The sequence below is a fragment of the Aquabacterium sp. genome, from assembly GCF_036273115.1.
Lineage (GTDB): Bacteria > Pseudomonadota > Gammaproteobacteria > Burkholderiales > Burkholderiaceae_C > Aquabacterium.
In genome coordinates this window covers 61,650-74,421 of the sequence record NZ_DASUIN010000017.1, presented here as the reverse complement: position 1 = coordinate 74,421, position 12,772 = coordinate 61,650, and the positions used below count along the sequence as shown (strand labels likewise).

General features: G+C 62.3%; 11 protein-coding genes. 5 read left to right on the top strand and 6 right to left on the bottom strand.

What is annotated here, in order from left to right; genetic code table 11:
- Nucleotides 1-27 precede the first annotated feature (27 nt).
- On the bottom strand, nt 28-1,017 hold the full coding sequence (locus VFW72_RS06655) for an alpha/beta hydrolase (RefSeq protein ID WP_329673498.1): 990 nt from the start codon (nt 1,015-1,017) through the stop codon (nt 28-30).
- Between the two features lie 2 nt (nt 1,018-1,019).
- Complete coding sequence (locus VFW72_RS06650) at nt 1,020-1,862, bottom strand: SDR family NAD(P)-dependent oxidoreductase (protein ID WP_329673497.1); 843 nt, start codon at nt 1,860-1,862, stop codon at nt 1,020-1,022.
- A 190-nt stretch (nt 1,863-2,052) separates the two neighbouring features.
- Here VFW72_RS06650 and VFW72_RS06645 point away from each other — a divergent pair, with 190 nt between their 5' ends.
- Complete coding sequence (locus tag VFW72_RS06645; protein WP_329673496.1) at nt 2,053-2,772, top strand: TetR/AcrR family transcriptional regulator; 720 nt, start codon at nt 2,053-2,055, stop codon at nt 2,770-2,772.
- Here VFW72_RS06645 and VFW72_RS06640 read toward each other — a convergent pair.
- Together VFW72_RS06640 and VFW72_RS06635 are read right to left on the bottom strand one after the other, a co-directional pair.
- Entirely contained in the window at nt 2,764-5,106 is a 2,343-nt protein-coding gene (locus VFW72_RS06640; RefSeq protein ID WP_329673495.1) for an ATP-binding protein, read from the bottom strand. The two genes, VFW72_RS06645 and VFW72_RS06640, sit on opposite strands and share 9 nt — an antisense overlap.
- Complete coding sequence (locus VFW72_RS06635) at nt 5,103-6,080, bottom strand: ABC transporter substrate-binding protein (RefSeq protein WP_329673494.1); 978 nt, start codon at nt 6,078-6,080, stop codon at nt 5,103-5,105. Before VFW72_RS06635 ends, VFW72_RS06640 begins: the two co-directional genes overlap by 4 nt.
- A gap of 240 nt (nt 6,081-6,320) precedes the next feature.
- On the opposite strand from VFW72_RS06635, the gene VFW72_RS06630 reads away from it, so the two are divergent.
- The 4 genes from VFW72_RS06630 (at nt 6,321) to VFW72_RS06615 (ending at nt 10,965) form a co-directional block, all read left to right on the top strand.
- Nucleotides 6,321-7,460: a D-alanyl-D-alanine carboxypeptidase family protein gene (locus tag VFW72_RS06630; RefSeq protein ID WP_329673493.1), complete on the top strand. Its 1,140-nt coding sequence runs from the start codon at nt 6,321-6,323 to the stop codon at nt 7,458-7,460.
- A 135-nt stretch (nt 7,461-7,595) separates the two neighbouring features.
- Nucleotides 7,596-8,753 (top strand): hypothetical protein, encoded by a 1,158-nt coding sequence (locus VFW72_RS06625; protein ID WP_329673492.1) that lies wholly within the window; start codon nt 7,596-7,598, stop codon nt 8,751-8,753.
- 21 nt (nt 8,754-8,774) lie between these two features.
- Entirely contained in the window at nt 8,775-9,209 is a 435-nt protein-coding gene (locus VFW72_RS06620; RefSeq protein ID WP_329673491.1) for a hypothetical protein, read from the top strand.
- Nucleotides 9,210-9,267: 58 nt separating this feature from the next.
- Complete coding sequence (locus VFW72_RS06615; protein WP_329673490.1) at nt 9,268-10,965, top strand: cation:proton antiporter; 1,698 nt, start codon at nt 9,268-9,270, stop codon at nt 10,963-10,965.
- 23 nt (nt 10,966-10,988) lie between these two features.
- Here the strand turns inward: VFW72_RS06615 and lipA are convergent, their stop codons facing one another.
- A complete protein-coding gene (gene lipA, locus VFW72_RS06610; protein ID WP_329673489.1) occupies nt 10,989-11,993 on the bottom strand; it encodes a lipoyl synthase in 1,005 nt (334 codons plus the stop codon).
- 92 nt (nt 11,994-12,085) lie between these two features.
- Nucleotides 12,086-12,769, bottom strand: coding sequence for a lipoyl(octanoyl) transferase LipB (gene lipB, locus VFW72_RS06605; protein ID WP_329673488.1), 684 nt, complete (start codon nt 12,767-12,769; stop codon nt 12,086-12,088).
- Between the last annotated feature and the right edge of the window lie 3 nt (nt 12,770-12,772).

The window sequence follows — 12,772 nt, the reverse complement described above, 5'->3', positions numbered from 1 at the left end:
TGAAACCGTGTCGACTGGGCCGTCTCTTCAACGGGCCCAGTGTTGAAACATGAACTCCACCTGGCGCACCAGCGCGGCTTGGGCGCCAGGCAAAAAGGCACCGTGCACCTGGAACACGTGCCAGCGCTTCAGATACACCTCCAGTTCAGCGTGCCGCCCGGCTTGGGCCAGGGCTTGCGCCGCCCAGATCGAGTCATCGTGCAGAACCTCGTCCTCGCCCACTTGAACCAGGCTGGGTGGGTAGGCCGCCAACTCCAGTGTTTGCGGGTTACCCAAGGGATGCTGGTGAGGCATCTGCAACCAGTGGACGGCCTGCTTGACCCACGACGGATGAATCAAAGGATCGCGGCGGGCGCGCTCGCGCGCACTGACTGAATCGAATTTCAGATTCAACGCCGGCGACATCAACACCAATGCAGCAGGTCGAGGCAAGCCCGCAGCGGTTGCCGCCGCCGGCAGCACAAACGACAGGGTGCCCCCGGCCGAATCCCCCGCCACAGCCACTCGCTTGGCGGGGTAGCCGGCCTGCAGCACGCGACGATAGGCCTGCAGGGTGTCTTCGATCTGAGCTGGATAGGGATGCTCGGGAATGCGCCGATAGTGCGGCACGAATACTTCGGCCTGCGCCAGTTGCGCCAGGCGCGTGGTGATGCTGCGATGGCTGCGCGGACTGCCCACACAGAAAGCCCCACCATGCAGATACAAGATGGCATGCCGGGGCTGAACCCCTTTGGGCGTGATGCGCTCGATGGCCAGACCGTTGAGCGTGTCGTGACGAATGGTGACGCCACCCACCCCTGGCATGGACACAGCCAAGGCATGCATGACCGCCCGCTGAACCTGCACGGGCACCGGCGGCCGCATGACGGGTTTGAACGAAGCAAACAAGCCGGCTTTCAGCACCCGCGACAGCCATACCTCGCGCCAGTCATCGCCTGGCACATAGTGGCGCACGATGGGCTCGTTGATGGCGGTCGACTCAGACGGCGTCAACCGTTGATGAATGGCTGCCCCCATGCTCACCCCATCATGCCTTTCTTGGCAAACAAGGTGGTGAGCGGCTGATAGCGGGCGCCGAACAGGCGAACCACCTTATCAAGGAAGCGGGCATCAGGCCCCACCAGCACGCGCCGCTGGTTACGCTCGACCGCACGCAAGATCTGCTTGGCCGCGCTGTCAGCCGAGGTGGTGTTGAGCATCTTGTCAAAGCGCTTGCGGGCCACGTCCGGATCCACCCCGGTCTTGGCCGCCATGCCCGGGTCAATGCGTGCTGCCATGGCAATGTTGGTGCGAATACCGCCCGGGTGCACACAGGTCGCACTGACGCCGCACTGGTCAATGTCAAGCTCCTGCCGCAGCGCTTCGGTGAAGCCGCGCACAGCAAACTTGCTGGCGTTGTAAGCACCTTGGGACGGCACCGCCAGCAAACCAAACAAACTGGAGGTATTGACGATGTGGCCCTCGCCGGCTGCCTTCAGGTGCGGCAGGAAGGCCTGGGTGCCCCACACCACCCCCCAGAAGTTGATGCCCATGATCCACTCGAAGTCGTCTGGCTTGAGGCAATCGATGGTCGCACCCAACGCCACGCCGGCGTTGTTGAAAACAAGATGAACCCGTCCGTGATCGCGCACCACGCTGTCGGCCCAGGCGTACACCTGCTCCCGATCGGCCACGTTGACGAGGGCGGTCGTGACCTTGACGCCGGCCTTGGCCGCCATCTGAGCCGTCTCATCCAAACCGGCAGAGTTGACATCACTCAATGCCAGATGGCAGCCACGACTGGCCAGATTCAATGCGAGCGTACGCCCCATGCCTGAGGCGGCCCCGGTGACCGCAGCCACCTTGTTTTTGAACTCTTTCATCGGCTTTTCGGACTTCGATTCAGATCAAACCGGGCGTTAACCGCATTGGCGCCACCTTGAACCTGAGGCAAGATGTGACCCGTATACAGTTGAAAGCTTTCGCTCCGGTTGAGCGTCATCCTTGTGGTGGGTTTGTCTCCTCGGTTGACGCCATCTGACAACAACCGGTTTCAAAAAATAATATCTGACAATGCCTGTTTCCAAAAATAGGGTTAACCCACCCTCCCCCGGTAATGCGGGGAATAGTGGCCGCCGCTATGGCGGCATCGACTCAGACGAGCGCCAACGCCAACGCAAACAGCGCCTGGTCGAAGCCGGGCTGGTGGTCTTCGGACAAAAGGGGTTTCATCAATCGACGGTGCGCGATGTGTGCGGGCAGGCCCAACTGACCTCGCGTTACTTCTACGAGTCGTTCGAAGGCATGGAAGACTTGTTCCGGGCGGTCTACACCGCGGTGAGCAAACAGCTGATGCAAGCCACCGTGATGTCGCTGACTCACTGCGCGCCAGACCCGGAAAAGCTGGCCGCCGCCGGCCTGCGCACGTTTTACGAGTTCATTCGCGAAGATCCGCACCGCGCGCGGGTGATGCTGATTGACGCCTTCACCGTGGGCGAGTTGATGTACGAGCACACCTCGCAAACCAATCAGGACTTTGCGCACCTGATTACGGGCATCATGCAGCAGCAGTTCCCCGGCATGGATCGATTCGGGCTTGACACCTTGCAGATCGCCAACGGGCTGGTGGGAGCCAACAACCACATCGCGGCACAGTGGGTGGCCGACAAATGCCGCGCCCCACTGGAGCACGTGCTGCGCAACTCGCTGATGATCTACGAGGCCTGCATCGAGCACGCCCGACGCATGAGCAAGTCGGCCCCCGAGGCCAAGGCCCTTCAGGCCTCAGATTGACCAGTCCAGCGGACGCGCCGGCCGACCGCGGCTGGTCAGCTGGTCAACCACCCGCAGCAAGCGGCCCACATCGATGGGTTTGGTCACGTAATCGGCAAAGCCGGCAGCGCGCCCCCGCTCCAGATCTTTGGGCATGGCGTTGGCGCTGACCGCGACCACCGGAATGGACTGGGTCAAGGGGTGCTCTCGCAAGCACTGCATCACCGCATAGCCATCCATGTCAGGCAGGTTGATGTCCAGCAAGATGAGGTCGGGCTGGTGGGTCCGAGCCAACTCCAGCCCCAAGCCTGGCGCCATGGCGCTGATCAGCCGAACCTCGGGCAGCATGCCCAGCACGCTGTCGATCAACTGCAAATTGTTGGGGTTGTCTTCGATGCACAAAACCGTGCGAGTGGCTTGCACCGCCGCCGACGACGGCGTCTGCGATGCAGCCGGGGCCTGAATGGCCTCGACCGAACCACGCAAGACATCGTCGGCCGCACGCACCAGGCGAACCCAGAAGGTGCTACCCAAACCGGGCTGGCTGGTCACGCCAATGGCGCCGCCCATCAATGCCATGAGCCGCTTGCTGAGTGCCAACCCGATCCCGGTGCCTTCGATTTGCTGAGCATCGGCGCCCAGCCGCTCGAAAGGCACAAACAAGCGCCCCTGCTGATCGGCATCGAGGCCAGGCCCGGTGTCGGTCACATGAACCAGCAGAGCATGGTCTTCCAGCACGCAACTGACACGCACTTCGCCACCTGACCGATTGAACTTGATCGCATTGGACAGCAGATTGAGCAGCACCTGCTTGAGTCGGATGCGATCGGCCATGACCTGCAACCGGGGTTCGCAGGTACTGGCATGCAGCGTGACGTGACGCGCCTCGGCCTGAGGCCGAACCAGATCCAGGCACTCCTGAACCAGGTCGAACACCCCGACACGCTCCAGGCTCACGCTCATCTGACCGGACTCGACTCGGGCCAGATCCAGCACCTCATTGATCAAGGCCAAGAGATGCTTGCCGCCATGAATGATCTGGCGTGCATGGTCCTGCTGAAGCTTGTCGCGCAATGAGAGCTCGAGCAACTGACCGAATCCCAGAATGGCATTCAATGGCGTCCGCAACTCATGGCTCATGCGCGACAGGAATTCCGTCTTCGACTGGTTGGCGCGCTCGGCCTCGTTCTTGGCCGTCAGCAGCTCCGAGGTCCGAGCCAAGACCCGCTGCTCCAGTTCGTCGTTGAGCTGAACCAGCCGACCTTGCGCCTGCTTGCGCTCGGTCACATCGCGCGACAGGACCAGGAAAGTCGGCGCAGCACCGTCGACCCCCATTTTCTTGGCCACTGAAATTTCAAACCAACGCTGCCCTGCCGGCACATCCAGAGACAACTCGCGCCCCCAGACGCCCCCCGTCTCGCCCGCCTCTCTCAACGCATGCAGCACCACCTGCGCGGTGGCCGCAGGCATGACTTCGTCGAGCCTCTTGCCCACCAAATCATCGGCTGTGCCGTGTGCCAGCAACTCAGGCCGCGAGGCCACCACGCGCAGATAGGTGCCTTGCGCATCCATCTCGAACATCAGGTCAGGCATGGCGCGCCACGTGGCGGCCAGATCTTGTCGCAATGACTCGAAGGCGGTCGAGAGGTGATCGATTTCGGCGAAGCCCCCACGGGGGATGTCGGCATGCCATTGCCCGCGACGCAAGGCGGTGGCAGCGTGATCAAGGCGGCCTAGCGGCTGGGTCACATAACGGCTCACCCACCACACCAGAGGCCCCAAGAGCAGCAACAACCCCAGCATATCTGGCAAGCGCTTCATGGCTTCGTCATAGCGCGCGATCTCACGACTGGTCTTGAGATCGTAGACCACATAAGCCAATCCTCGCCGACTACTGCGAACCTCGTGATCGTCCGACGGCAAGTCGAATGACTGCAATGCATCCATCCGATTGCCATCGGCCGTCAGGCGCCAATCAGGCATCCGACCCCGAGCCACCTTGGCCACCCGAGCCAACTCCAGATCGGGCAAGACATCCTGAACCGTTCGCCCTCGCCAGGCCATGCGGTGGGCCAACAAGACGTCGCCCCCTTCGGAAAAGAGCACCGCAACCACCACCTGAGGGCGACTGGCAATCTGGGCCAGATCCGTTGAAATCAGATTCACTTCGGCGGGCCAGCCCTGATCGGCCAGCCGCGCCAGGCGCGCCACATCACCGAGCAGATTGACCCGAGACTCTTCAGTCAACTCATGTTGTCGCTGGTGCAGGGCCAAGGTCAAGGATGCGCCCGCCAGGCCCAACAGGGCGACGACGAACAGCAAGGGCAGGACCACGCGAAGGGATTGCTGCCTCATGCAGACTCCGGCAAAAATCGAGCATCGCACAAATTCGTCAGGTTGGGCGCAGCCCTGAGCAGCCGAGTGCGCTGCATGATGCCGCCAACCGTTTCCGCGGCCGACAGCAAGCGAGGGTGCCCCCCGGTCAGCCACGACCGATTGCCGACCAGATCGGGCAAGTTGATGCCCGCAAACGAGGCCACCACCTGATCAGGCGAGAGTTGAAGGCGCGGCGCCATCAGGCGGGCCGCGTCCTGGGGCCGCGCCTGCCAATAGTCCAGCGCCTGGAAGTAGGCCGCCAGGAGTTGCCGGACCTGCTCACCGGATCGAATCAGCTCGGAGGCATGCGCCACCAGCACATCGACAATCAGCCCGGGGAATCGGCTGCTGTCCAGCAAGCGACGAGCCCCCTCCCCCACCAACTGTGACGCAACGGGCTCGAAGGTCACCAAGGCATCAACCAATCCTTTGCGGAAGGCGTCGCCATGCCGCTCCAGCGTGACCTCGACCTTGACCACATCGGCCGCGGTGAGGTTGGCCACATCGAGCAGCTTGGTCAGCATCAATGCCCCGACCGCTGAGGATTCAACCCCGATGCGCTTGCCTTTGAGGTCCGCCAGATTCCGGACGTTCGGCCCGCCCAACACCACATCGGCCCCATTCGATTCATCAAACACCAGCACCGCTCGCAAATCCAGCCCGCCTTCACGGGCCAGCAGAAATTCATCAAGCGTCAGGGCCCCGAGAGCCACTTCGTGATTCACCAGAGCCGTCAGGCTGGCCGTATTGGAAGGGAACTCAACCAGGCGGACTGCCGATTCCGGCAGAAAGCCCAGTTCGCGCGCCAGGAACATGGGCTCGTAGCCCAGCCAGACGTTGGAGGCGACACGAATGGGTTGAACGGGCCGCTGACACGCACTCAAGCCCGCCGCGAGTCCAAGCGCAGCGCCGCAGACCCAAGGCGTGGAATACAGAAATTCGCGACGATTCATGCTGTTGAGACTCCCCCTCGCCTGAGACCATCGGCAAGACGAGGAAGACATTGAGCCGGAGAACAGGGGGCAGTTCTTGCGCTGGATCAAGCACTATCGGGCACTGACCGAGAATCTGCAATTAATGGACTCCCCAGTGTTGCACACGAATAACGGCGCGCTTCGGTCGTATAGTCGGCACCTTGGCGGCCGCAACGGCACCGTTCGCCGCCCGAACTTCGCGAAACCAAGAGTACCGACATGAAGCATCTGAGCGTTCTGGCTCTGAGCCTGCTGGCCCCTGTTGCAGCCTGGTCTGCCGTGGCCGTGGCCGCCCCCCCAGCCCTGGACAACACCGCCTACGTCCTGATGGACTTTGATTCTGGCCGCATCCTGTCTGAACGCAATGCGCAGCAACCTCTGCCCCCCGCATCGCTGACGAAGATGATGACCAGCTACCTCGTCGAGCAGGCCTTGAAGTCCGGTCGACTCAAGCCGGACGACCAGGTGCGTGTGAGTGAAAACGCCTGGTGTCGCGGCACCAGCGCCGAGTCGTGCATGTACCTGCCCCTCAACGGGTCGGCCTCGGTGCTCGACATGCTGCGCGGCATCATCATCCAGTCGGGCAACGATGCCTCCAAGGCCGTGGCCGAGCACCTCGCCGGCACCGAAGCCTCGTTTGCCGGGCTGATGAATGCCGAAGCCGCCAAGCTGGGCATGAAGAACAGCCACTTTGCCAACGCCACCGGCCTGCCCGACCCCACCCACAAGGCCTCGGCACAAGATTTGGCCATCCTGGCGCGCGCCATCATTGGCAACAGCTCCGAGTACTACGGCATCTACGCTGAAAAAGAGTTCAAGTACAACGGCATCAAGCAAGGCAACCGCAACGCCCTGTTGTATACCGACCCGACGGTCGACGGCCTGAAAACCGGTCACACGGCTGAAGCGGGCTACTGCCTGACCGCCTCGGCCAAGCGCAACGGCATGCGACTGATTTCGGTGGTCATGGGCACCAAGAGCATGCAAGACCGCGCTGACCAGACCCGCGCCTTGTTCAACTGGGGCTTTGCCACTTGGGAAAACGTCAAGCCCGTCAGCGCCGGCGTGAGCTTGGCCAAGGCCCCCGTGCGCTTCGGCAAGGTCGATGAGGTCAACGCGGGTGTGGCCAAAGACTTCATCGCCACCGTGCCGCGCGGCCAGGCTGGCGCCGTCAAGTCGGAAGTCCAGCTCCTGCCCAACATCACTGCGCCCATCGCCCAAGGTGCCACCTTGGGCAAGGTCGTGGTCACCGTCGATGGTCAGGTGTTTGGCGAACAGCCTCTGGTGGCCTTGGAACCAGTGGAGGAAGCCGGCTTCTTCAAGAAGCTGTGGCAACGCATCCTCTCCTGGTTCAAGTAAATCGGACAAGCTGTCGTGAAACAGGACCCCTCGGGGTCCTTTTTTCATTGTGGAACTCAAGCAAGCCGCGATTGCACCGAAAAGGGGAGACCAAGGGGCGTTGTGTCGCCCCAGTTGAAACTGCCAGGAGTCCCGATGAGTTCCCGTTCCAGCAAGTCTGTTTCCCTGTCTCTGCTGACGCTGAGTCTGGTTGGCGGCACCGCACTGCACGCCCAGGCCGGCGACTTCACCTACTCGGGTTTCGCCACTGCAGCCATCGGCAAGGTCATGAGCGGCTCCCGCACCGAACGCCTGAACGACCATTACGACTGCCCCTGCTTCATTGCCGACTACGGCCAGGGCGCCCTCTACGAACCCCATTGGAGTGTCGGCACCGAGAGCAAGATCGGCCTGCAAGGCACCTACAGCTTCAACACCCAGTGGTCGGCCACCGGCCAAGTGGTGGCTCGTGGCGTGGATGGCATCAAGACCGACCTGGAGTGGGCCTACCTGTCATACGAAGCCTCGCCTCACTGGACCATTCAAGCCGGCCGCAAGCGCCTGCCCCTGTACTTCTACTCCGAGTTCCAGGATGTGGGCTATGCCTTCAACTGGGCCCGTGTGCCCACCGATCTGTACGGCTGGGAAATCGTCAACTACAACGGCGTGAACGCCACCTACCGCGACGACTGGAAGGGCTGGGCGGCCAAGTCCAACTTCTTCACCGGCAGCGAACGCACCAAAGACAACCGCTTCAGCCGCATCTACTACGCCAGCCCGCAAGATGTGACCTGGAAGAACATCATGGGTGCAGACCTGGAACTCACACGCGACTGGCTGACCCTGCGCTTCAACTACATCACCTCGCAGGTGCAACAGTGGGACAAGACCGATGGCGTGCGCACCCGCGTCACCCCGACCGAAGACAGCGACCGCAGCACCGAGCGCCAGAACATCTACGGCGCAGCCTTGAACATCGACTACAACAACTGGCTGTTCCGTTCGGAATACAGCGTGTTTGACCGCAGCCACTACAGCTACCGCTCGCGTGCCTACATGCTGGCGCTGGGCTACCGCATGGGCGACTTCATTCCCATGGCCACCTTCACACGCTATGGCGAACACAACCCGCAAGACCACGAGACGGTTCAGGCCGAGAAGGTGATGTCATTGAGCCTGCGCTACGACATCAACGAGCGCAGCGACGTGAAGATTCAGCTCGACCGATCGAAGGACTTGTCGGGCCCCGGCACCGCGCCCTACTTCGTTGGCACCTCGAACGCCATCTCGGTGTCGTACGACACGGTCTTTTAAAAACATCAGGGAGTCCGGACCATGTCCATTGCCATGCCATCTCTGCCACACCTGGCAGCCCTCGCTCTCGCTTTGACTCTGGCCGCCCCGGCGGTTCAGGCCCAGGTCGCCGTGATCGTGCACCCCAGCAACAAGGCCGTGATCGACGATGAATCGATAGCCAAGCTGTTTTTGGGGCAGATCAAGACCTTCCCTGGAGGCGCACCGGCCACCCCCATCGAACAGAAAAATGGCAGCCTGGCCGAGGAGTTCCACGTTCAGGTGCTGAACAAACCGGAAAAGGAAGTGCGCAAGATCTGGGCGCGCAACGTGTTCACGGGTGGGCTCAAGCCCCCCACCCACCTGGATGACGACGAGGCCGTGCTGCAGTTTGTTGCCAACACGCCTGACGCGATTGGCTATGTGCAGGCCTCGAAGGTGAACAACAAGGTGAAGGTTTTGCGCAAAGCGCCTTGAACCCCAGAGGGTCAAACCAGATCGTGTACAAACGGGTCCGAGGAGGACCCGTTTTCGCATGCCACATGACATCAGCCTGATTTCCACTTTGGCCGCTGGCTTCGCCCTGGCCATGGTGTTCGGCTTCATCGCAGCCAAGCTGCGCCTGCCTCCGCTGGTGGGCTACTTGCTCGCCGGCGTGGCGATTGGCCCCTCCACCCCCGGGTTCGTTGCCAACATGAGCCTGGCAAGCCAGCTGGCCGAGATCGGGGTGATGCTGCTGATGTTTGGCGTCGGTCTTCACTTCTCTGTAGCCGATCTGCTGTCGGTCAAGCGCATTGCCATTCCCGGCGCGATTGTTCAAATTGTTGTGGCCATGACAATGGGCGGCTTGACGGCCCATTACTGGGGCTGGCCCCTCGGCGAGGCCCTGGTCTTCGGCTTGTGCCTGTCGGTGGCCAGCACCGTGGTTCTGCTCAAGGCCCTGGAAGCGCGCGGCTTGCTGGAAACCGTCAACGGCCGCATCGCGATCGGCTGGCTGGTGGTGGAAGACCTCGTCATGGTTCTCGTGCTGGTGCTGCTGCCCGCATTTGCCTCTTTGCTTGGAGGCTCGGTAGCACCCCCGGCCGCATCAGCGCCTGATGCGGCGCTATGGCAAACCATCGGGCTGACCCTGGCCAAAGTGGCCGCCTTCATCGCCACCATGATGATCGTGGGCAAACGGGTGCTGCCCGAGCTGCTGTGGTGGGTGGCTCGCACCGGCTCGCGCGAACTGTTCACGCTGTGCGTGATCGCCTGCGCGGTGGGCGTCGCCTTTGCCGCAGCCAAACTGTTTGACGTCTCGTTTGCCCTGGGCGCCTTCTTCGCCGGCATGATGATGCAGGGCTCCGAGTACAGCCACCGCGCCGCCGATGAATCACTGCCCCTGCGCGACGCCTTTGCCGTGCTGTTCTTCGTGTCCGTGGGCATGCTCTTCGACCCAGCCTTCGTGCTGCAGGAACCGGGCAAACTCGCGGCGGTGGTCGGCATCATCCTCATCGGCAAGACCTTGGCGGCGGTCGCGCTGGTGCTCTTGTTCAAATACCCGTTGAGCACGGCGCTGACTGTCGGGGCCAGCCTCGCACAGATCGGCGAGTTCTCATTCATTCTGGCTGGCGTGGGCATGAGCCTGGGCTTGCTCACCCAGGAGGGCCAGAACCTGATTCTGGCCGGCGCGCTCGTTTCGATTGCCCTGAATTCGGCCCTGTTTAGCGCCATGCAGCCGCTGCTGAACTGGCTCAAAAGCCGATCGCAATGGGCGATGCAACTCGATCATCGCGATGACCCGCTGGCCCAGCTACCCGATTCGGTCGACGCATCCAGCCTGACGCATCAAATCGTTCTGGCAGGCTACGACGCGGTGGGGCAACGCATTGCCCAGGCACTCAGTGCACAACAGCGCCGTTTCGTGGTGGCCGACGCCGACCGGGAGCGCGTAGAGTCCTTGCGCGCGCAGCACATCCCTGCCGTCTGCGGTGATGTCACCGACCCCGCGGTGTTGATTCAAGCGCACATTGCCCGCGCCTCGATCCTGATCATCACCGACAGCGACAGCATGCGCATTCGCCAGATGGCCGACATCGCGCGCACCCTCAATCCGACGGTTCGCCTCCTGGCCTGCAGCGCCAACGCAGAGGAGGCTCAGCGCCTGGCGCAAGACATCGACGGGGAATGGCTTGTCGCGGAACAAGCCATGGCCGAGGCCCTGCTGACCCGGGCGTTGAATACCCACCCCTGAGTCAAGCGCTCAGGGCCCAGCGGTCAGGAGGCGGTCACGCCCGCCTTGGCGGCCTGCTGATCGGCGTGATACGACGAACGCACCATGGCGCCCACGGCGGCATGCGTGAAGCCCATCTTGCGAGCCTCTTCCTCGTACATCTTGAAGGTATCGGGGTGCACATAACGGCGCACCGGCAGGTGGTGACCGGAGGGCGCCAGATACTGACCAATGGTGAGCATGTCGATGCCATGCTCGCGCATGTCGCGCATCACCTGCAAGACCTCTTCGTCGGTCTCACCCAAGCCCACCATGATGCCGCTCTTGGTGGGCACGCCTGGCACCGCTTCCTTGAAGCGCTTGAGCAAGTTCAGGCTGAACTGATAGTCGGACCCGGGGCGAGCTTCTTTGTACAGACGGGGCGCGGTTTCCAGGTTGTGGTTCATCACATCGGGCGGGGCGGCCTTCAGGATGTCGAGTGCACGGTCCATGCGCCCACGGAAATCGGGTGTCAGGATTTCGATTTGCGTTTGCGGTGACTGCGCCCGCACTTGCTGAATGCACTCCACGAAGTGCCCGGCCCCACCATCGCGCAAATCGTCACGGTCCACGCTGGTGATCACCACGTACTTGAGCTTGAGCGCGGCGATGGTCTTGGCCAGATTGACCGGCTCGTTCACATCCAGCGGGTCGGGGCGACCATGGCCCACATCGCAGAAGGGGCAGCGGCGTGTGCACTTGTCGCCCATGATCATGAATGTGGCCGTGCCATGGCCGAAGCACTCACCAATGTTCGGGCACGAAGCCTCCTCACACACGGTGTTGAGCTTGTTCTCGCGCAGGATCTGCTTGATCTCGTAGAAGCGGGTTGACGGCGACCCGGCCTTCACACGAATCCACTCGGGCTTGCGCAGCACTTCCTCGGCCGGCACGATCTTGATCGGAATGCGAGCCGTTTTGGCCTGGGCCTTTTGCTTGGCGGTGGGGTCGTAAGCCGCAGGGGCTGCGGGCTGAGAAGGAGAGGACTCGGGCGTGGTGGCGTCAGACATGAAAGAACCTCGGGCAGCCTCGAAACCGCCGCCCAAGTCGCCACTTTAGACCATTCAGCTCAACCGCACAGCCGAAAAAGGACGACAAAGCCTCAGGGCGTCAGGTAACTGTCGAGCCGGCGTGCCAGTTCAGCGGCCACATCGTCCCAAGCAGCCTGCACCCCTACGCTGGCCAGATCGATGGTGCGCATGCCCGCGTAGCCACAAGGGTTGATGCGATCGTAGGGCGACAAGTCCATCGCCACATTCAGCGCCACACCGTGGTAGGTGCAATGCCGGCTGACCTTGATACCCAGGGCTGCAATCTTGCCCAGCCCTCGAAACGGGTCACGCGGGTCACGCGGCTCGGTCAGAGCGCTGTGGCCAAAGGGGTCATCGACCTTCACATAAATGCCCGGCGCGCCACCCACCCGGTGCCCCGTCACGCCAAAGGTTTCCAGTGTCTTGATGATGGCCTGCTCCAGACGGAACACATATTCTTTGACGTAAATGCCCTGCCGGTGCAAATCGACCAGGGGGTAGGCCACTACCTGCCCAGGGCCGTGGTACGTCACCTGCCCGCCGCGGTTGGTTTGCACCACTGGAATGTGGTTGGGCCCTTCCGGGTTGAACAGCACATGATCGGCCTTGCCGGCCAAGCCCTGGGTGAAGGTGGGGGGGTGCTCGACCACCCACAGCTCATCAGGTGTGTCAGGCCCACGCGCCTCAGTGAAGGCGGCCATGGCCTGGTAGGTGGGTTCGTAGGGCACACCTCGGCCCAGATTTTTGATCAACATCCT

Bases quoted from the DNA above. Each gene is read 5' to 3' on its own strand.
- VFW72_RS06655 (WP_329673498.1), bottom strand. From the start codon at position 1,017: ATGGGGGCAGCCATTCATCAACGGTTGACGCCGTCTGAGTCGACCGCC.
- VFW72_RS06650 (WP_329673497.1), bottom strand. From the start codon at position 1,862: ATGAAAGAGTTCAAAAACAAGGTGGCTGCGGTCACCGGGGCCGCCTCA.
- VFW72_RS06645 (WP_329673496.1), top strand. From the start codon at position 2,053: ATGCCTGTTTCCAAAAATAGGGTTAACCCACCCTCCCCCGGTAATGCG.
- VFW72_RS06640 (WP_329673495.1), bottom strand. From the start codon at position 5,106: ATGAGGCAGCAATCCCTTCGCGTGGTCCTGCCCTTGCTGTTCGTCGTC.
- VFW72_RS06635 (WP_329673494.1), bottom strand. From the start codon at position 6,080: ATGAATCGTCGCGAATTTCTGTATTCCACGCCTTGGGTCTGCGGCGCT.
- VFW72_RS06630 (WP_329673493.1), top strand. From the start codon at position 6,321: ATGAAGCATCTGAGCGTTCTGGCTCTGAGCCTGCTGGCCCCTGTTGCA.
- VFW72_RS06625 (WP_329673492.1), top strand. From the start codon at position 7,596: ATGAGTTCCCGTTCCAGCAAGTCTGTTTCCCTGTCTCTGCTGACGCTG.
- VFW72_RS06620 (WP_329673491.1), top strand. From the start codon at position 8,775: ATGTCCATTGCCATGCCATCTCTGCCACACCTGGCAGCCCTCGCTCTC.
- VFW72_RS06615 (WP_329673490.1), top strand. From the start codon at position 9,268: ATGCCACATGACATCAGCCTGATTTCCACTTTGGCCGCTGGCTTCGCC.
- lipA (WP_329673489.1), bottom strand. From the start codon at position 11,993: ATGTCTGACGCCACCACGCCCGAGTCCTCTCCTTCTCAGCCCGCAGCC.
- lipB (WP_329673488.1), bottom strand. From the start codon at position 12,769: ATGTTGATCAAAAATCTGGGCCGAGGTGTGCCCTACGAACCCACCTAC.